Genomic DNA, 19,960 nt, shown 5'->3' with positions numbered 1-19,960 from the left:
TGTTCAGTCGAACGGTGGCGGTTTCCTTGCCTCGTGTTCGCCCATCAGCTGGCCCATCGAACCCGGATGCGCGAGTTCCCGCTCGGCCATGTCACGCAGGCTGGCGGACGTGATGCCGGCCAGTGCCTGCGCCCTGAAGGCCAGTGCCTCGGCTTCCCGGCCCAGGCCCGTGAGTATGGCGCAGCGTAACCCGACATCACGGCAATAGCCGGACAGCAGCGCCGACAGCAGGGGCGCCTGCCTGCCAGGCGGGAAGAGTGGCCGGAACGTGGCGGCGCCATTCAGGCCGACCAATTCTTCCAGCGGATCGGGCATGTAGCGTGCGCCAAGGGCAAAGTCGCCCTGGGCCACGATGGCGGGCAACGCGCGCCATGCATAGCGCCGCGCCACTTCGGGGGCGGTCTGTTCGAGGTGAACGAACAGTTCATGGTTCGAACGCCAATCCTTCAGCGTGTCGTTGAACCACGCGATGTCCCAGAACCGGGAATGCGGGCTGCCGTCGAATTCCTGGTGGGCACTGTCGACGTCGCCGTGCAACAGACGCTGCACATGCTCGTCGCGCAGCGCCACCAGCGCATCGCGTGCCGGAGGATGGAGCTCCATCAGCACGCTCCACTCGAACATCACGATGAACGGCAGTGGCGGCAGTGCGGGATCGTTGCGGCGCAGGTCATCGGCAATGCCGCGCAGGATGGCCAGCGCGCCATCGAAATCACCTGCTTCGCGTCGTGCGATCGCCAGCCGCACGGCGTCCATCAATGCTCCGTCACGTTGGCGCGGGCATGCGCCACCATGGCCTTGATCGTGACGCCCGGCGTTTCGAACTCCCGCTCGACGGCATCGCGCAGCGCATCGGATTTCAACTCATCCAGCGCCATCCGCGATACCTGTTCCGCGAGTTCCTCTTCATCCTGGCGCCGCAGCACCTCGACCACGAGGCGCACTTCCTTCGCGTAGTTCAGCACGAACGAGAGCAGGGCGGGCGCGGACGACGTGCCGCCTGTCTTCACCAGTTCTCCCGTGTAGGCGTTAAGGTTGGCGGCCAGCGCCTGCACGCGCGCGGCCGGGTCGCCCAGGTAACGCCGCGCCAGCATGAAATCCTCGGCGGCCACGAGGGCCGGCAGCGCGAAGTCGGCACACTGCACCGCCAGTTCGGGCGACTGGATATCGAGGCGCACGAACAGGTCTTGCGTGGCCCGCTCTTCGCCCAGTGCGCTGTTGATGGCGACGATGTCGCGGAACAGGTCGCGCGATTCACCACCGGTCAGCATGCGGGCCGTATCGCGGTCGCGCAGGCCCTGCAGCGCGCGGCGTGCCAGGGGAAACTGCTCGGCAAGGTAGATCCAGTCGCGCAGCGCGAACGACAGGCGCACGCCCGCCAGACCCGGCTCGACGGCCAGCGCGTTTTCATGGAACCACAGGTGGTCGCGCAGCGCATCCTCGTACCGGCCTTCCAGCCGCGCTGCGCGCGCCCGTTCCAGTACGTCGTGTGCTTGTCCCATGCTGCCTCCCGATCTGTGCAAAAGGCGGTATTTTAGCAGTGTGGTGCATAGCGCAGCATGAACCGCATGCGAGCCGCCTGGCAAGCAGAACCTGCGCTAGAGACGCTTTTTATTCTTGAGCCAGAGCGGCAGCAGCCACCAGACCGAGCTGACAATGATGCCGATTGCGACAGCCACGGCCAGGCCAATCCGGTGGCCGAACACTTCGGACACCACGAGATTGGTGCCCAGCACGAGCGCGATGCCAAGGGCCACCGAGCCGGCCACGATCTGCCGCGTCGCATACCGCTTGAAGCGTTCGCGATTCATCAATGGCCGCATCACGCGATGCTGCACCGCAGGGCCCGACAGCAGGATCAGGCTCGAAAGCGCAAAGAACAGCGTGGCGAGGAACACGTATTTTTCCGACTGAACGATATTCCGGAACCCGCCGTTGAACGGCAGGATGATCAGGAAGGCGGCCAGCGTTTGCGCACCGGGCAGCACGATGCGCATCTCGCTCAGCATGTCGGAGAAGTCGCCGTCTTCGGGCAGGTCGGCGTCGTCGGGGACGTTGCCCTTGTTGGGCTGTTGGGGGTCGACTTTCATATCGTGGGGCTTTTTTCCCATTATAGGGAGAACCCCGCGGGCAGGGCGCCCGCTACCCAGCAGTAATGTGACGGCGCGATAGCACAGCGCGATAGCGCAGTGCGGTAGCGGTATCAGCGTGACTGCAGCGGTCGGGCTTCCATCGCGTCGCCAACCATGACCAGCACGGGGCCGTGCGGCGAACCGAGGCCGTGCGCCAGCTTGTCCAGCGTGATGCGCTCGATGCGCTGATCGGGGCGGCTCACGTTTTCCAGCACCAGCACCGGCGTATCGGGACGGCGGCCCTGCTGCAGCAGGCGCTGGGCGGTGGCGATGGCTTCGCGGCCACCCATGTACTGCACCAGCGTGTCGGTCGACGGGATGCCGGACAGGTCGTCCTGGTCCGGCGCCGTGCTCGACGTGAAGAAGGCCACGCTGCGGGCCACGCCCCGTTTCGTCAGCGGCTGCTTGGCCGCCGCCGCCGCGGCAACGGCCGTGGTAATGCCCGGCACCACTTCGACTTCGATGCCTTCCGCTTCGAGCGCCGTCAATTCCTCGTCGGCGCGGCCGAACAGCATCGGGTCGCCACCTTTCAGGCGCACCACGCGCGCATATTTGCGGGCGCTTTCGATCAGCTGCTGGTTGATGAATTCCTGCGCCGCCGAACGCTGGCCGGCGCGCTTGCCGACCGACACCAGGTCGGCCTGCGGGCAGAGTGCCAGCATTTCCGGCGTAACCAGCGCGTCGTACAGCACCACTTCCGCTTCGGCCAGCAGGCGGGCGCCGCGCACCGTGATCAGGTCCGCGGCACCGGGACCGGCACCCACCAAATAAACTTTTCCGACTGCTGGCAAACCTGACTCCCGTGCTGGCTGGTGAAGGATCGAAGCTGCTATGTACTGCCCAGGTGATGCTTGTTCACCGCGGCGCAGATCATGTTGCGGATCGACGCCGCGGATCAAGGCCGCGAATTACAGCCTGATCATGCCGGCTGCCACGGTCTGGTGCGTGACTTCATCGATCAGTATGAAGGCGCCCGTCGCGCGGATGTCGGCATAGGCATCGGCGGCCAGCGGCTGCTGTACGGTCAGGCCGATGCGGGCCACGTCGTTCAGCTTCAGCGCCTCGGCATCGTGACGCTGCTGCGTGTTGATGTCAAGGATCGAGTCGATCTTTGTGATCTTCGCGGCGGTCTGCTTGGTACCGTGCTTCAGCCAGTACTTGCGGCGCAGGTCCAGCGGCTCTTCGGACAGCCAGCACACGTCCGCGTTGACCTGCTTGAGCAGCGTGGCCGGTTGTTCGGCGGATGCCAGCACGTCGCCGCGCGACACGTCCACGTACTCGTTCAGCACGATCGTCACCGACTGGCCGGCGGTCGCCGACTCCAGCACGCCGTCGAACGTGACGATCTCCTTCACCGTGGCGCTATGGCCCGAAGGCTGCACCACCAGCTTGTCGCCCACGCTGACCTTGCCGGCTTCGATGCGGCCCATGTAGCCGCGGAAGTCGTTGGCTTCATGGCCATTGTGGCGCGCCACCAGCTGCACCGGGAAGCGGAATGGCGATGCGTGCGATTCGTCGTATACGGACAGCGATTCGAGCAGCTCGATGAGCGTCGGCCCTTCGTACCAGGCCATGTTGGCGCTCTTGTCGACCACGTTGTCGCCGGTCAGCGCCGACAGCGGGATCGGCGTGATGTCCTTCAGGCCCAGCGTCTGCGCGAACTCGGCGTAGGCCTTGACGATGCGGTCGTACACTTCCTGGTCATAGTTCACCAGGTCCATCTTGTTGACGGCCACCACCACGTGCTCGATCTGCAGCAGGTGCGCGATCGTCGAGTGGCGCTTGGTCTGGATCAGCAGGTCCACGCCGCCATCTTCGCGCAACTTCACCTTCGACACGTCGATCAGGATGATCACCGCATCGGCGGTCGACGCGCCGGTCACCATGTTGCGGGTGTACTGCTCGTGGCCCGGGGTGTCGGCGATGATGAACTTGCGCTTCGGCGTGGCGAAATAGCGGTAGGCCACGTCGATCGTGATGCCCTGTTCACGCTCCGCTTCCAGGCCATCGGTCAGCAGCGACAGGTCGATCGTATCGCCCACGGTGCGCTTGTGCTTGGCGCGCGAGACGGCCGCCAGCTGGTCGGCGAAGATGCCCTTGCTGTCGAACAGCAGGCGGCCGATCAGGGTGCTCTTGCCATCGTCGACGGAACCGGCGGTGATGAAGCGCAGCAGGGACGATGCCGCGTCCGGCGATTGGCTAATTTGTTCTTTGGTCATGGCGTTCATCAGAAGTATCCGGCTTTCTTGCGTTTTTCCATCGAGGCTTCGGAGGTCTGGTCGTCCATCCGCGTCGCGCCCCGTTCGGTGACCTGGGTGACGGCCGTCTCGGCGATGATCGCATCGACATCGGCCGCATCGGACGATACGGGGCAGGTGCACGAGATGTCGCCCACGGTGCGGAAGCGCACCACCTGCGTTTCCACCGTTTCGCCTTCGCGCGGCGGCGTGATGTCCGTCAGCGGCACCAGCAGGCCGTTGCGTGGAATGACCTGGCGTTCATGCGCGAAGTAGATCGATGGCAGGGCCAGCTTTTCGCGGGCGATGTACTGCCACACGTCCAGTTCCGTCCAGTTCGAGATCGGGAACACGCGCATGTTCTCGCCCGGGTGCACGCGGGTGTTATACAGGTCCCACAGTTCCGGGCGCTGCGCCTTGGGATCCCACTGGCCGAATTCGTCGCGGAACGAGAAGATGCGTTCCTTGGCGCGGGCCTTTTCCTCGTCGCGACGGGCACCGCCGATGCAGGCGTCGAAGCCGTGTTCGGCGATCGTTTCCAGCAGCGTGACGGCTTGCGCGGCATTGCGCGAATCCGTTGCCGGATTACGCAGGCGCACGGTGCCCTTGCGGATCGACTCTTCGACGGAACCGACGATCAGGCGTTCGCCCAGTTCGGCCACGCGGCGGTCGCGGAATTCGATCACTTCCGGGAAATTGTGGCCGGTATCCACGTGCACGAGCGGGAACGGGAATTTGCCGGGGCGGAAAGCCTTTTCGGCAAGGCGCAGCAGGACCACCGAGTCTTTGCCGCCGGAGAACAGCAGCGCGGGGTTGGAGCATTCCGCGGCCACTTCGCGCAGGATGTGGATCGCTTCCGATTCGAGGGTGTCCAGGTGACGCGAGTTCACGTCCTCCAGCCCGGTGATCTTATTTTCTGCCAGTGCGTTCATGTGTCTTCTCTTGTTGTGGCCAGTATTTATGCTGCCACGGATTTGATCCGAATGAGCTTGCCGTCAACGACGTGCAGCCCGCATTCCTTCGATTCGGGGTTTTCCCACCACCAGCGGCCGGCACGGACATCCTCGCCCGGCTGGATCGCGCGGGTGCACGGCTCGCAGCCGATCGACGGGAAACCCTGGTCGTGCAAGGCATTGGTCGGCACGTCGTTGGCGCGCAGGTATTCCCACACGTCTTCCTCGGACCAGTCGGCCAGCGGGTTGAACTTGTCCATCAGGTGGCCGGGATCGTCCTCGTGCACCTGCAGCGAGCCCCGGGTGTTCGACTGCGCGCGGCGCTGGCCCGTGATCCAGGCCTTGTTGCCGGCAAGCGCGCGGCCGAGCGGCTCGACCTTGCGGATGCGGCAGCATTCCTTGCGCATGTCCACGCTGTCATAGAAAGCGTTCAGGCCGTTCTGCGCCACGTACTGTTCCACCGCTTCCGGCTGCGGACGGTACAGCGCGATGTCGTAGCCATAGTGGTCCTTCACGCGGTCCAGCATTGCCAGCGTTTCCTTGTGCAGGCGGCCCGTTTCCAGCGAGAAGATGCCGATTGGCAGTTTCGCTTTCAGGATCAGGTCCGTCAGCACCATGTCCTCGGCGGCGAGGCTGGATGCGAACACGGCTGGCGTGTACTCGCGTGCGATCAGCTCCAGGGTCTGCCTGGTGGACGCGACGAGAGAATCGAGCTTGCTCATGTGGTTTCCTTTGACCGCCTCAGATGCCGGCGCCGACATCGTTGTGCTCGCGCGCGCCGGCCGTGCGGGCATGGCGGCGGAACAGCGGCAACTTGTCGTCGACCGATGCCTGGTAGGTTTCGGAAAACACGGTCAGGCCTTTCAGCGCATCCTCGATGCTGCGGTCCGGGCGCGGTGCATACGCATCGAAGCCGGTGCGCTTCATCTGGAACAGCTGGTCGCGCAGCACGTCGCCGATCGCGCGCAGCTCGCCGGTGTAGCCGAGGCGCATGCGCAGGTTGTAGGCGATCGAGTAGCCGCGGCCATCGGTGAACTTCGGGAAGTTCACGGCCACGACCGAGAATTTGTCCAGTTCGCCCTTCAGCTCTTCGGGACGCTCGTCGGACTGCAGCCACACGCCGATTTCAGCGCGGGCGGCCAGCGCTTCCTTCTGCGCCTGCCACACTGTCAAAGGCACGATGACCTTCCCTGCAGCGATTTCCACAGTGGCAGGTTCCTGGCCTTCTTCGAGGCGCAGCACGGTCCAGTCGTCGTTGACGATCTCTTGACCCTTGATAATCTGATTAGGCATATTCGTCTTCTCCTACCAGGCGGCCCGGTTCGTTGATGGGCGTTGCATAAACATGTTCCTTGAACGGGGCGATGCCCAGGCGCTGCACGGTGTCGACGAATTTCTCGTCGGGCGTGCGTTCACGCAGGTAGACCTGCAGCAGGCGGTCGATCACTTCCGGCATCTGGTGCGCGGAGAACGACGGGCCGATGATCTTGCCGATCGCGGTCGCGTTGCCCTGCGCACCGCCGATCGACACTTGATACCATTCGCTGCCATCCTTGTCGACGCCCAGCACACCGATATTGCCCACGTGGTGGTGGCCGCAGGCGTTGATGCAGCCGCTGATGTTCAGTTCGATGTCGCCGATGTCGTGCAGGAAATCGAGGTGGTCGAAGCGTTCCGCGATGGCCGCCGAGATCGGGATCGATTTCGCGTTGGCCAGCGAGCAGAAGTCGCCGCCCGGGCAGCAGATGATGTCCGTGAGCAGGCCGATGTTCGGCGTGGCCAGGCCATGCGCCTTGATTTCCTTCCACAGGTCGAACAGCTGCGATTGCTTCACGTCCGCCAGCACGATGTTCTGCTCGTGCGTCACACGCAATTCGCCGAAGCTGTAGCGGTCGGCCAGTTCGGCCATGAAGTCCATCTGTTCCGCGGTTGCGTCGCCCGGCGGCACGCCGGTTTTCTTCAGCGACAGGATCACGGCCGCGTAGCCGGCCTGCTTGTGCGGTTTGACATTGCGGCTCAGCCAGTTGGCAAAAGCCTTGTTGTCTTCGTGGCCGGCACGCGGGTCGATCGCTTCCAGCTGCTCGTAGGGGTGCGGCTGGAAGTAGGCGATCACGCGCTCCATTTCCTCCAGCGTCAGCGTTTCCTCGGTGCCTTTCAGGTCCGCCCATTCCTCTTCGACCTGGCGCGCGAATTCCTCGGCGCCGATCGCTTTCAGCAGGATCTTGATGCGCGCCTTGTACTTGTTGTCGCGGCGGCCGTACTGGTTGTACACGCGCATGATCGCTTCCGTGTACGTCAGCAGGTGTTCACGCGGCAGGAATTCGCGGATCGTGGTGCCGATGATCGGGGTGCGGCCCATGCCGCCGCCGACCATCACCTTGAAGCCGATCTCGCCGGCGTCGTTCTTCACCACGGTCAGGCCGATGTCATGGATCGCGATCGCAGCGCGGTCTTCCAGGGCGCCGTTGATCGCCACCTTGAACTTGCGCGGCAGGGCGATGAATTCGGGGTGGAACGTGGACCACTGGCGCAGCACTTCGGCGTACGGGCGCGGATCGATGATCTCGTCGGCGGCTACGCCGGCGAATTCGTCCGAGGTCACGTTGCGGATGCAGTTGCCCGACGTCTGGATCGCATGCATCTCGACGGATGCGAGGTCGGCCAGGATATCCGGCGTCTGCTCCAGCTCGATCCAGTTGAACTGGATGTTCTGGCGCGTGGTGAAGTGGCCATAGCCGCGGTCGTACTTGCGGGCGATATGGGCAAACATGCGCATCTGCGCGGACGACAGCAGGCCATAGGGCACGGCAATCCGCAGCATGTAGGCATGACGCTGCATGTACAGGCCGTTCTGCAGGCGCAGCGGCAGGAATTCTTCTTCGGTCAACTCACCGGACAGCCGGCGCTGCACCTGGTCGCGGTACTGCGCGATGCGTTCTCGCACGATGAGATGGTCGTATTGATCGTATTGGTACATTGGCGTTCCTATAGTCGCAAAGCGTGGAGCTTACCGGCGGTCTCTACCGGCAGGTCGTCCCCAAGGTAGGCGTTATCGTAATAAACTCACGCTTTATTCCAAACTACTTAGTCTTTATTTGCTTATATGCGTAGGCGGTATAAGCTTCAGCGTAAAATAGCGGGCTTACCGCCGGGAACTACATGAATCTTCATCAACTTCGTTTCGTACGGGAAGCCGTCCGCCAGAACTACAACCTGACCGATGCCGCCAAGGCGCTGTTTACATCGCAGCCCGGCGTTTCAAAAGCGATCATCGAGCTCGAGGAAGAGCTGGGCGTGGATATTTTCACCCGCCATGGCAAGCGGATCCGTGGACTGACCGAGCCGGGCCGCCTGGTGCTGCAGTCGGTCGAGCTGATCATGCAGGAAATCGACAGTCTGAAACGGATCGGCAAGGAATACGCGGCGCAGGACAGTGGCAGCTTCACGATCGCCACCACGCATACCCAGGCCCGCTACACGCTGCCGAAGGTGGTGCAGGCATTCATGGTGAAGTTCCCGAAAGTAAGATTGTCTCTCTTGCAAGGAAATCCGCGCCAGATCGCCGAGATGGTACAACGCGACCAGGCCGACCTGGCGATCGCCACGGAGTCGATTGCCGGCGTGGACAACCTGATCACGCTGCCGTGCTACCAATGGGAACATGTGGTCGTGGTACCTGCCGAACACCCTTTGCTCAAGGGAAAGTCGGTGACGCTGGAAGACATCGCATCGTACCCGCTGATTACCTATGATGGCGCCTTTGCCGGGCGCAGCAAGATCGATCACGCCTTTTCGCTGCGCGGCCTGAAGCCGGACGTGCTGCTGGAAGCCATCGACGCGGACGTCATCAAGACCTATGTCGAACTGGGCATGGGGATCGGCATCATCGCGGGCATGGCGTTCGACGCCGAGCGGGACCGCAACCTGCGCGCCATTTCCGTCGGCCACCTGTTCGGGATGAATGTCTCGCGGGTGGCGGTAAAGCAGGGCGCGTATCTGCGCTCCTATATTTATACGTTCATTGAATTATTGGCCCCCACGCTGAACCGCAAGCTGGTCGAGCAGGCGATGCGGGGCGAGCACGAAAACTACGAATTATGAATCAAGTCACACTGAAGCAGTTCTACGCGCTGAACGCGGCCGCCATCGAAGATGCCTACGACAAGCCGGAGCGACAGGCCGACCTGGCCGCGGTGCGCGGCAAGGTGGCCGAGCTGCTGCGCGGCCACAAGGTTCTCGAGCTGGCTTGCGGCACCGGATACTGGACGCGCGTGATCGCGCCGACCGCCGCCTCGGTGCATGCGACGGACGTCAACGAGGAAGTGCTGGCCCTGGCGCGCTCGCGGCAGCAGGGGGGCAACGTGACATTCGCGCAGGCCGATGCCTGGGACCTGCCGTTGTCACCAGGCCAGTACACGGCCGTGTTCGCCGGTTTCTGGTGGTCGCACGTGAAGCGGGAAGAGCAGGAGCGTTTCCTAGCGCAGCTGCGCGCAAAGCTGGGCAAGGATGTGCTGCTGGTGCTGCTCGATAGTGTCTATGTCGATGGCAGCAGCACGGTCATCGCTCGCACCGATCTGGAAGGAAACACTTACCAGTTCCGCCTGCTGGCATCGGGCGAGCGGCTGGAGGTCCTCAAGAACTTCCCGACCGACAGCTTCCTGCGCAAGAAACTGGCGACAGCCACGAAGGAAATCCGTATCGACCGGCTGGAGCATTATTGGCTGCTGACAGCACGGCTGAAATAAAGGCAACGCCTGTTGTAACTCGGTAACAACTTATCGATGTCATATTGTTGAAGTATTTGGAAGGCATGATACGCCGCGTCAGATCCAAAGCGGTCTCACAGTCCGACCAACTCAACAAGAGAACATCAAAGTGAAAAAACTTACCCTGGCCGCACTCATCGCCGGCAGCTTCGCAGCCACCGCTTCCGCCCAGTCGAACGTGACCATCTACGGTATCGTTGATGCAGGTATCGTTCGTGAGACCGGCGGTGCGGCTGGCAGCGTCACCAAGGTGACCAGCGGCATCGGCAGCCAGTCGCGTATCGGCTTCCGCGGTACCGAAGACCTGGGCAACGGCCTGTCCGCGATCTTCACGCTGGAATCGGGCTACAAGCTGGACGACGGCACGGTCGACAGCGCTGGCACGCTGTTCAACCGCCAGGCATTCGTGGGCCTGTCCAGCAAGACGCTGGGTACCCTGACGCTGGGCCGCCAGTACAACCCGCTGTACAACGCCCTGTCGAAAGTCGCCGATCCGTTCGGCGCCGGCTATGCGGGCAGCGCCAAGAACCTGTTCCCTGCTGGCGGCGTGAACACCCGCGTGTCGAACGCGATCGTGTACACCACGCCGAAGTGGTCCGGCTTCTCGATCGAAGGCATGTATGCGCTGGGCGAGCAGGCCGGCGACAGCGAAGCAGGCCGTCTGTTCTCGATCGGCTTCAACTACGCGCAAGGCCCACTGAACGCGAGCCTGGTGTACAACAACCGCAATAACGACGCGGTCGCGACCGGCACCACGCCGGCCGCCAACCGCGAGAACGGCAAGAACACGCTGCTGGCCGTGAACTATGACTTCAAGGTCGTCAAGGTATTCGCCGCCTTCGAGCGCGACAAGGGCCTGAACAGCTCGCCGATCCCGGTGGCCAATGCCTTCGGCTACGCCGTGGCACCGCGCGCTTCGCTCGAAGCGGACGATGCACTGCTGGGCGTGCAGGTACCGGTCGGTTCCGGCAAGATCATCGCTTCTTGGATGAACAAGAACGACAAGACCGCCAACAACCAGGACGCGCGCCAGTGGGCCGTTGGCTACACGCACGATCTGTCGAAGCGCACCAGCGCCTATGTGGCATACGCGAAGATCGACAACAAGAATGGTGCAGGCTATACCGTGGGGAACAACAACGAAGTGGGCAGCGGCGACACCGGCTTCAACCTGGGTATCCGCCACACGTTCTGATATCGCAAGCCTGAAATACAGCAGGACGCCCGGTGCGAACCGGGCGTTTTTTTTTGTGACGAGCTATCCGAAAGCAAGCCGTGAGGGGCGTTCAGGCGCGCCGGTAAATCATCGGCAGGCTTGTACACCCGCTTCCTCCGGCAAGGGAAGATGGATCGCAATCCTGGTGCCGCCGTGGCTGCCGGTGATCGAGATATCGCCACGGATCGCCCAGACGCGTTCGTGCATGCCGAGCAGGCCGAAGGATGTGGGCTTTTCCATGTCTGCCTGGGCGATGCCCCGGCCGTCGTCCTCGATGCTCAGGAAAAGCGTGTTCCGCTGCCGACGCAGGGTGATGCGCACGTGGCCGGCCTGCGCATGTCGCGCGATATTCGTGAGCGACTCCTGCACGATGCGAAAGATTGCAGTGCTGTAGCGGTCGCTCAGCACCAGCTCGTCTTCGCGGGCGATGAGTTCGCACGCCACGCCATGGCGTTCCTCGAATTCGTGCCGCAGCGACTGCAATGCGAAATACAGGCCACCTTCGTCCAGCGCATGCGGACGCAGGTTGCTGGCGATGCGCCGGAGCGACGTGATCGCCGACAGCAGCCGCCCGTCCATGCCGGTCAGCAGGTCGCGCGTGGCCTCGTCGGTCACCGGTCGCTGCATCAGCAAGCTCATGTCCACGCGCAGGGTGGCCAGCAACTGGCCCAGGTCGTCGTGCAGCTCGCGCGCGATATGGGTGCGTTCCTCTTCGCGGATATTCTCCAGCGCATAGTCGGTGGCGCGGCGCCCGGCCATCCGCGCGCGTGCATCGGCCTCGCGCTGCGCGGCGAACGTGGCTGGCCGCGCATCGAGCCGCCAGGCAAGCCGCATGGCGATGAGCAGCGCGGCTGCCAGCAATGGTCGTGACATGGACATCTGATCCCCCTTCGGCTGAAAGCAGGCAGCCGCTTGAAAACCCTAATACAGCCGGGTTCGGGAAAGATTGACGTGGCGCAGTTGCGCAGGTGTAATTACATTTGCTTGAACAGGTGCAGGAAGCTGCGGCTGACTTCCAGCTTTTCCGGCCGGCCCTTGATCATCACCAGGTGGCGGCCGCGAATATCGCGCGTGACGCCCTCGATCGCGTTCACGTTGACCAGGGTTGCGCGGTGGATTTGCCAGAACAGCGCAGGATCCAGTTCGTCGGCCAGGTCGCGCACGGGTTTGCGGATCAAGGCTTCGAACTTGTCGGTCTGCACGCACGTGTATTTTTCGTCGGAACGGAAAAACAGGATTTCCTCGACGGGAATCATGCGCAAGTCCTGGCCGATACTGGCTTGTATCCATTGCAGGAATTTCGGTTTTGGCGCGGCGATTTTCTCGGCAAGCTGCGACAGCATTGCCGTGACACTCGCGTTGACATCGCCAACCGGCTTGTTCAGCCGGTCTTTCAGCCGGTCGGCGGTGATCTTCAGCCGTTCCTGCTCGGGCGGCTTGAGCACGTAATCGACGGCGCCGCGCTCGAACGCTTCCACCGCATAGGCATCGTAGGCGGTCACGAACACGACATGGCTCTTGTTGCCGATGGCCGCAGCCGCTTCCATGCCTGTCTTGCCGGGCATGCGGATATCGAGGAACGTGAAGTCCGGCTTCAGCTCGTCGACGAGTTCGATCGCTTCGTCGCCGTTCTTTGCCTCGCCCACGATCTCCAGTTCCGGCCACACCTGGCCCAGGCGCATGCGCAACTGGTCGCGCATCAAACGTTCGTCGTCGGCTAATATCGCGGTAGGCATGGTTTGCAGATGTGAGGGCAGGGATGCCAATTATTCAATGAATCGGTGCCCCTTGCAATGCCTTCATTGACCCACCATTATTGAGCGGCTCCTTTGCGGGCCACATCCGACAACTGGTAGGGCACTTCGATTGTGGCGATCACGCCGCTCGGCTGGTTGGGCTCGATGCGCAACTGGCCCCCATCGCCGTGCAGCAGCTTGAGCCGTTCACGTATCGTCATCAGGCCCAGGCCCGTGCCGTCGCTGGGCTTGGCGCCAAAACCGAGTCCATCATCCGCGACGATCACGCGCAGCTTGCTGTGCGCAACGTCGGCCCGCACCTTGAGCGTGCCGCCCTCCGGCTTGCCTTCGAGGCCATGCTTGATGGCGTTTTCCACCATCGATTGCAGCATCATCGGCGGGAACGCGGCACTGCGCAAGCCATCGGGAATGTCGAAATCGATCGTCAGCCGTTCCTCCATGCGCATCTTCAGCAACGCCAGATAAGCCAGCACCATGTCCGCCTCGCGACCGAGATTGGTAATGAGCGTATTGTCACGCATCTGGGGCAGCACAGCGCGCAGGTACTTGATCAGGCTGCGCTGCATTGCCGAGGCGCGTGGCGGATCGGTCTCGATCAGGTGTTCGACCGAGGCCAGCGTGTTGAACAGGAAATGCGGCTCGACCTGCGCCTGCATCATCTGCATCTTGGCTTCGGACAGCTGGCGCTGCATGGCAGCGCGCTCGGCGGCGGCATTGGCGCTCTGCGTTTCCGCTTCAGCGCGCTTTTTTCCGCCCATCAGCGCCTTCATGCCGAACAATGTGAGGACGAGCAAAAAGACAAAGCTCTGGAACCACGTCGACGCCTGCTCGTGATAACGCGACACTTTTTCCTCGGCCGCATTGTCGACGGCTTCCTCGAGTGCGTTGGACAGTTCTTCGCCGATCTGTGGCGGCAACTCGATATGGACTTCCTCGCCCGGGAGATTGGTCACGACGGGCGCGGTCCTGGTTTTTCCCAGGGGAGCGACCGGGGCGGCGGGCGCCGCTGGGGCTGCCCCGGCCGCCGGCGCCACAGGGGGAGCATCCGGTACATCGGGCGCATCTGGCGCATCAGGTGCCTCGGGGGCATCGGGTGGCGCAGGCGCGTCCGGCAATTCGGTGGCATCGGGAGGTCCCACCGGCTCGGCCGGCGCCGGATTGCGCAACTTGCCGCCGCGTGGATTGAAGTGAATGCCGCTGTCATCGATGACGATACTGGTATCGCTGCCGGCACTCGGGCGCTTGTGCGAACGGATGGCCACGTCCTCATCCATATTTGGCGAGAACAGTTCGTCCTGCAGGATCGACGCGGCGATCAATGCCAGCGCCGCGAACAGGAAAAACTTCCACCAAGATAATTGCGTAACCCAGGTCGCAGTCTGGTCGAAGCCCTTGTGCAGCGAAGCCAGGACGGTCTTCAGGGTTTCCTGTGTTTTTGGCGTGGGGAACATCGACGGCCTTCGTTCTCTATATAGGGGAGCAAGTGTAGATAACGTTACGCAAAACTGTCCACCACGGCGAGTGCCATGCGACAGGCTGCACAATTGCGGACCTGAGGCGGGAAAGTTTGGGATGGTTGGAGGCGCAAAAAGTGCTTGCGCGGCGGCAGCGGGATTGCTATAGTTCTGTCCCTCGCAGCAACGCGCTGACACGAAAGTGAAGCAAGCAAGTTGAAGCGGGGCAAAAAAGAAGCTTGACGAATCGCACGAAACACTCGATAATCTTGCCTCTCTGCTGCTGACAAACACAACGATTTGTCGACGGGTTGATCCCGAAATGCAGAACCGCTGAAAAGCGAAGAATTCTTTAACAATCAACAGTCGATAAGTGTGGGCGTTTGATGCGATGTGCCTCCGGACTTCGGTCCGGAATGCTCAAAATATAGCAACAAACGCTTACACAAGAAATAAACGTAATCATCTTCGGATGGTTCGTCAGTATCTTGAGTGAGTGACCTCCGATAGCAGTATCGGAAAAACAGAGATTAAACTGAAGAGTTTGATCCTGGCTCAGATTGAACGCTGGCGGCATGCTTTACACATGCAAGTCGAACGGCAGCACGGGTTTCGGCCTGGTGGCGAGTGGCGAACGGGTGAGTAATATATCGGAACGTGCCCAAGAGTGGGGGATAACGTAGCGAAAGTTACGCTAATACCGCATACGATCTATGGATGAAAGTGGGGGATCGCAAGACCTCATGCTCCTGGAGCGGCCGATATCTGATTAGCTAGTTGGTGAGGTAAAGGCTCACCAAGGCGACGATCAGTAGCTGGTCTGAGAGGACGACCAGCCACACTGGAACTGAGACACGGTCCAGACTCCTACGGGAGGCAGCAGTGGGGAATTTTGGACAATGGGGGCAACCCTGATCCAGCAATGCCGCGTGAGTGAAGAAGGCCTTCGGGTTGTAAAGCTCTTTTGTCAGGGAAGAAAAGGGTACGGCTAATATCCGTGCCTCATGACGGTACCTGAAGAATAAGCACCGGCTAACTACGTGCCAGCAGCCGCGGTAATACGTAGGGTGCAAGCGTTAATCGGAATTACTGGGCGTAAAGCGTGCGCAGGCGGTTTTGTAAGTCTGTTGTGAAATCCCCGGGCTTAACCTGGGAATGGCAATGGAGACTGCAAGGCTAGAGTTTGGCAGAGGGGGGTAGAATTCCACGTGTAGCAGTGAAATGCGTAGAGATGTGGAGGAACACCGATGGCGAAGGCAGCCCCCTGGGTCAAGACTGACGCTCATGCACGAAAGCGTGGGGAGCAAACAGGATTAGATACCCTGGTAGTCCACGCCCTAAACGATGTCTACTAGTTGTTGGGTCTTAATTGACTTAGTAACGCAGCTAACGCGTGAAGTAGACCGCCTGGGGAGTACGGTCGCAAGATTAAAACTCAAAGGAATTGACGGGGACCCGCACAAGCGGTGGATGATGTGGATTAATTCGATGCAACGCGAAAAACCTTACCTACCCTTGACATGTCAGGAATCCTGGAGAGATCCGGGAGTGCCCGAAAGGGAGCCTGAACACAGGTGCTGCATGGCTGTCGTCAGCTCGTGTCGTGAGATGTTGGGTTAAGTCCCGCAACGAGCGCAACCCTTGTCATTAGTTGCTACGAAAGAGCACTCTAATGAGACTGCCGGTGACAAACCGGAGGAAGGTGGGGATGACGTCAAGTCCTCATGGCCCTTATGGGTAGGGCTTCACACGTCATACAATGGTACATACAGAGGGCCGCCAACCCGCGAGGGGGAGCTAATCCCAGAAAGTGTATCGTAGTCCGGATTGTAGTCTGCAACTCGACTGCATGAAGTTGGAATCGCTAGTAATCGCGGATCAGCATGTCGCGGTGAATACGTTCCCGGGTCTTGTACACACCGCCCGTCACACCATGGGAGCGGGTTTTACCAGAAGTAGGTAGCTTAACCGCAAGGAGGGCGCTTACCACGGTAGGATTCGTGACTGGGGTGAAGTCGTAACAAGGTAGCCGTATCGGAAGGTGCGGCTGGATCACCTCCTTTCTAGAGTCGGCACGGATCGTCAAGATCGTGCATCAAACGCTCACACTTATCGACTGTCGAATGAAGAAGAAACAGTAGCACCGCTAGGTAACAATGCGGGTCTGTAGCTCAGCTGGTTAGAGCACCGTGTTGATAACGCGGGGGTCGTTGGTTCGAGCCCAACCAGACCCACCACGTATCAAGCACAAAGTTGTATCCCATGGGGGATTAGCTCAGCTGGGAGAGCACCTGCTTTGCAAGCAGGGGGTCGTCGGTTCGATCCCGTCATCCTCCACCAAGTTTAAGATGTCAAATCTAAGTCCTGAGATTTAGATTTGATCTTTTAGAGATCACTGCTGTTTCGTTCTTTAACAATCTGGAAGAAGTAAAGTTTTATTAAGCGTGCGAGACATCGCACACTTAGGGTAGTGTCCGAAAGGACGCATACAAAAAACTCATCAAACACAGTAGTAAATGCTTGTAGCTATAGCCGTCAAGGTTATAGGGACAAGTGAATAAGTGCACATGGTGGATGCCTTGGCGATTACAGGCGATGAAGGACGTAGAAGTCTGCGATAAGCTTCGGGGAGCTGACAAACGAGCATTGATCCGAAGATTTCCGAATGGGGAAACCCGGCCTTATAGGTCATCACTCACTGAATACATAGGTGTGTGAAGCGAACGCGGCGAACTGAAACATCTAAGTAGCTGCAGGAAAAGAAATCAACCGAGATTCCCAAAGTAGTGGCGAGCGAAATGGGAAGAGCCTGCATGTGATAGTCGGACTGGTAGTGGAACGCATTGGAAACTGCGGCCATAGCGGGTGATAGCCCCGTACGCGAAACCAGACCGGTGGTACTAAGCATGCGACAAGTAGGGCGGGACACGAGAAATCCTGTCTGAATATGGGGGGACCATCCTCCAAGGCTAAATACTCGTAATCGACCGATAGTGAACCAGTACCGTGAGGGAAAGGCGAAAAGAACCCCGGGAGGGGAGTGAAATAGATCCTGAAACCGTGTGCATACAAACAGTCGGAGCGGACTTGTTCCGTGACGGCGTACCTTTTGTATAATGGGTCAGCGACTTACATTCAGTAGCGAGGTTAACCATATAGGGGAGCCGCAGAGAAATCGAGTCCGAACAGGGCGCTAGTTGCTGGGTGTAGACCCGAAACCAAGTGATCTATCCATGGCCAGGTTGAAGGTGCGGTAACACGCACTGGAGGACCGAACCCACTAATGTTGAAAAATTAGGGGATGAGCTGTGGATAGGGGTGAAAGGCTAAACAAACTTGGAAATAGCTGGTTCTCTCCGAAAACTATTTAGGTAGTGCCTCAAGTATCACCATCGGGGGTAGAGCACTGTTATGGCTAGGGGGTCATCGCGACTTACCAAACCATTGCAAACTCCGAATACCGATGAGTGCGAGCTTGGGAGACAGACATCGGGTGCTAACGTCCGGTGTCAAGAGGGAAACAACCCAGACCGCCAGCTAAGGTCCCAAAGATTGGCTAAGTGGAAAACGAAGTGGGAAGGCTAAAACAGTCAGGATGTTGGCTTAGAAGCAGCCATCATTTAAAGAAAGCGTAATAGCTCACTGATCGAGTCGTCCTGCGCGGAAGATGTAACGGGGCTAAGCCAGTCACCGAAGCTGCGGATATGCATTTATGCATATGGTAGGAGAGCGTTCTGTAAGCCTGCGAAGGTGTCTTGTAAAGGATGCTGGAGGTATCAGAAGTGCGAATGCTGACATGAGTAGCGATAATGCGGGTGAAAAGCCCGCACGCCGTAAGCCCAAGGTTTCCTGTTCAACGTTCATCGGAGCAGGGTGAGTCGGCCCCTAAGGCGAGGCAGAGATGCGTAGCTGATGGGAAGCAGGTTAATATTCCTGCACCGTCGTATGATGCGATGGGGGGACGGATCGCGGAAGGTTGTCTGACTGTTGGAATAGTCAGTTTCTGGTTCATAGAAGGTGCTTAGGCAAATCCGGGCACGTAATTCAAGGGACTGGGACGAAGGATCATTGATCCTGTAGCAATCGGAAGTGGTTCCAAGAAAAGCCTCTAAGCTTCAGTCATACGAGACCGTACCGCAAACCGACACAGGTGGGCGAGATGAGTATTCTAAGGCGCTTGAGAGAACTCGGGAGAAGGAACTCGGCAAATTGGTACCGTAACTTCGGGAAAAGGTACGCCCCAGTAGCTTGACCACTTTACTGTGGAAGGGTGACAGGGTTGCAATAAAATGGTGGCTGCGACTGTTTAATAAAAACACAGCACTCTGCAAACACGAAAGTGGACGTATAGGGTGTGACGCCTGCCCGGTGCTGGAAGATTAAATGATGGGGTGCAAGCTCTTGATTGAAGTCCCAGTAAACGGCGGCCGTAACTATAACGGTCCTAAGGTAGCGAAATTCCTTGTCGGGTAAGTTCCGACCTGCACGAATGGCGTAACGATGGCCACACTGTCTCCTCCCGAGACTCAGCGAAGTTGAAGTGTTTGTGATGATGCAATCTACCCGCGGCTAGACGGAAAGACCCCATGAACCTTTACTGTAGCTTTGCATTGGACTTTGAACCAATCTGTGTAGGATAGGTGGGAGGCTTTGAAGCGGGGACGCCAGTTCTCGTGGAGCCAACCTTGAAATACCACCCTGGTTTGTTTGAGGTTCTAACCTTGGTCCGTTATCCGGATCGGGGACAGTGCATGGTAGGCAGTTTGACTGGGGCGGTCTCCTCCTAAAGTGTAACGGAGGAGTTCGAAGGTACGCTAGGTACGGTCGGACATCGTGCTAATAGTGCAATGGCATAAGCGTGCTTAACTGCGAGACCGACAAGTCGAGCAGGTACGAAAGTAGGACATAGTGATCCGGTGGTTCTGTATGGAAGGGCCATCGCTCAACGGATAAAAGGTACTCTGGGGATAACAGGCTGATTCCTCCCAAGAGTTCATATCGACGGGGGAGTTTGGCACCTCGATGTCGGCTCATCACATCCTGGGGCTGTAGCCGGTCCCAAGGGTATGGCTGTTCGCCATTTAAAGTGGTACGTGAGCTGGGTTTAAAACGTCGTGAGACAGTTTGGTCCCTATCTGCCGTGGGCGTTGGAAATTTGAAGGGGGCTGCTCCTAGTACGAGAGGACCGGAGTGGACGAACCTCTGGTGTACCGGTTGTCACGCCAGTGGCATTGCCGGGTAGCTAAGTTCGGAAGAGATAACCGCTGAAAGCATCTAAGCGGGAAACTTGCCTTAAGATGAGATTTCCCGGAGCCTTGAGCTCCTTGAAGGGTCGTTCGAGACCAGGACGTTGATAGGTCAGGTGTGGAAGTGCAGTAATGCATTAAGCTAACTGATACTAATTGCCCGTACGGCTTGTCCCTATAACCTTGACGGTTATGAACC

15 protein-coding genes, 2 tRNA genes and 2 rRNA genes are annotated in these 19,960 nt (G+C 59.8%); 7 read left to right on the top strand and 12 right to left on the bottom strand.

Annotation, left to right across the window (positions count from 1 at the left end):
• Positions 1–3: 3 nt before the first annotated feature.
• The 9 genes from EWM63_RS05365 to EWM63_RS05325 all read right to left on the bottom strand — a co-directional run bounded on the left by EWM63_RS05365 (position 4) and on the right by EWM63_RS05325 (position 8,299).
• Positions 4–756 carry a hypothetical protein gene (locus EWM63_RS05365; RefSeq protein WP_130185612.1) on the bottom strand — a complete coding sequence of 251 codons (753 nt, stop codon included), beginning with the start codon at positions 754–756 and terminating at the stop codon, positions 4–6.
• Complete coding sequence (locus tag EWM63_RS05360; protein ID WP_130185611.1) at positions 756–1,502, bottom strand: hypothetical protein; 747 nt, start codon at positions 1,500–1,502, stop codon at positions 756–758. The genes EWM63_RS05365 and EWM63_RS05360 overlap by 1 nt, the downstream gene beginning before the upstream one ends.
• Before the next feature lie 96 nt (positions 1,503–1,598).
• Positions 1,599–2,090 (bottom strand): DUF6328 family protein, encoded by a 492-nt coding sequence (locus EWM63_RS05355; protein WP_130185610.1) that lies wholly within the window; start codon positions 2,088–2,090, stop codon positions 1,599–1,601.
• A gap of 113 nt (positions 2,091–2,203) precedes the next feature.
• Positions 2,204–2,923 carry a uroporphyrinogen-III C-methyltransferase gene (cobA, locus tag EWM63_RS05350; RefSeq protein ID WP_130185609.1) on the bottom strand — a complete coding sequence of 240 codons (720 nt, stop codon included), beginning with the start codon at positions 2,921–2,923 and terminating at the stop codon, positions 2,204–2,206.
• 117 nt (positions 2,924–3,040) lie between these two features.
• Positions 3,041–4,360 carry a sulfate adenylyltransferase subunit 1 gene (locus tag EWM63_RS05345; RefSeq protein WP_130185608.1) on the bottom strand — a complete coding sequence of 440 codons (1,320 nt, stop codon included), beginning with the start codon at positions 4,358–4,360 and terminating at the stop codon, positions 3,041–3,043.
• Positions 4,360–5,301 (bottom strand): sulfate adenylyltransferase subunit CysD, encoded by a 942-nt coding sequence (cysD, locus tag EWM63_RS05340; protein WP_130185607.1) that lies wholly within the window; start codon positions 5,299–5,301, stop codon positions 4,360–4,362. The genes EWM63_RS05345 and cysD overlap by 1 nt, the downstream gene beginning before the upstream one ends.
• Positions 5,302–5,327: 26 nt before the next feature.
• Positions 5,328–6,044, bottom strand: coding sequence for a phosphoadenylyl-sulfate reductase (locus EWM63_RS05335; protein ID WP_130185606.1), 717 nt, complete (start codon positions 6,042–6,044; stop codon positions 5,328–5,330).
• A gap of 19 nt (positions 6,045–6,063) precedes the next feature.
• Complete coding sequence (locus tag EWM63_RS05330; RefSeq protein WP_130185605.1) at positions 6,064–6,615, bottom strand: DUF934 domain-containing protein; 552 nt, start codon at positions 6,613–6,615, stop codon at positions 6,064–6,066.
• A complete protein-coding gene (locus EWM63_RS05325; RefSeq protein ID WP_130185604.1) occupies positions 6,608–8,299 on the bottom strand; it encodes a nitrite/sulfite reductase in 1,692 nt (563 codons plus the stop codon). The genes EWM63_RS05330 and EWM63_RS05325 overlap by 8 nt, the downstream gene beginning before the upstream one ends.
• A gap of 182 nt (positions 8,300–8,481) precedes the next feature.
• Here EWM63_RS05325 and EWM63_RS05320 point away from each other — a divergent pair, with 182 nt between their 5' ends.
• The 3 genes from EWM63_RS05320 (at position 8,482) to EWM63_RS05310 (ending at position 11,283) form a co-directional block, all read left to right on the top strand.
• A complete protein-coding gene (locus EWM63_RS05320) occupies positions 8,482–9,423 on the top strand; it encodes a CysB family HTH-type transcriptional regulator (protein WP_130185603.1) in 942 nt (313 codons plus the stop codon).
• On the top strand, positions 9,420–10,067 hold the full coding sequence (locus EWM63_RS05315; protein WP_130185602.1) for a class I SAM-dependent methyltransferase: 648 nt from the start codon (positions 9,420–9,422) through the stop codon (positions 10,065–10,067). The genes EWM63_RS05320 and EWM63_RS05315 overlap by 4 nt, the downstream gene beginning before the upstream one ends.
• A gap of 130 nt (positions 10,068–10,197) precedes the next feature.
• Positions 10,198–11,283, top strand: coding sequence for a porin (locus EWM63_RS05310; protein ID WP_130185601.1), 1,086 nt, complete (start codon positions 10,198–10,200; stop codon positions 11,281–11,283).
• Positions 11,284–11,391: 108 nt separating this feature from the next.
• On the opposite strand, the gene EWM63_RS05305 is transcribed toward EWM63_RS05310, so the two are convergent.
• From EWM63_RS05305 to EWM63_RS05295, 3 genes are all read right to left on the bottom strand, one after another.
• Complete coding sequence (locus EWM63_RS05305; protein ID WP_307720824.1) at positions 11,392–12,177, bottom strand: sensor histidine kinase; 786 nt, start codon at positions 12,175–12,177, stop codon at positions 11,392–11,394.
• A 101-nt stretch (positions 12,178–12,278) separates the two neighbouring features.
• On the bottom strand, positions 12,279–13,040 hold the full coding sequence (locus EWM63_RS05300; RefSeq protein WP_130185599.1) for a LytR/AlgR family response regulator transcription factor: 762 nt from the start codon (positions 13,038–13,040) through the stop codon (positions 12,279–12,281).
• Between the two features lie 77 nt (positions 13,041–13,117).
• A complete protein-coding gene (locus EWM63_RS05295; protein ID WP_130190198.1) occupies positions 13,118–14,512 on the bottom strand; it encodes a sensor histidine kinase in 1,395 nt (464 codons plus the stop codon).
• Between the two features lie 535 nt (positions 14,513–15,047).
• On the opposite strand from EWM63_RS05295, the gene EWM63_RS05290 reads away from it, so the two are divergent.
• The 4 genes from EWM63_RS05290 (at position 15,048) to EWM63_RS05275 (ending at position 19,938) form a co-directional block, all read left to right on the top strand.
• A 16S ribosomal RNA gene (locus tag EWM63_RS05290) occupies positions 15,048–16,578 on the top strand.
• 97 nt (positions 16,579–16,675) lie between these two features.
• A tRNA-Ile gene (locus tag EWM63_RS05285) sits at positions 16,676–16,752 on the top strand.
• Positions 16,753–16,779: 27 nt separating this feature from the next.
• Positions 16,780–16,855: transfer RNA gene (locus EWM63_RS05280), tRNA-Ala, on the top strand.
• 207 nt (positions 16,856–17,062) lie between these two features.
• Positions 17,063–19,938: ribosomal RNA gene (locus EWM63_RS05275) — 23S ribosomal RNA — on the top strand.
• The 16S and 23S rRNA genes sit together here with 2 tRNA genes alongside, the layout of an rRNA operon.
• Positions 19,939–19,960 lie beyond the last annotated feature (22 nt).

It is taken from the genome of Pseudoduganella lutea (genome assembly GCF_004209755.1).
GTDB classification, from domain to species: Bacteria; Pseudomonadota; Gammaproteobacteria; order Burkholderiales; family Burkholderiaceae_D; genus Rugamonas; species Rugamonas lutea.
This window is presented reverse-complemented; position numbering and strand designations above follow the sequence as displayed.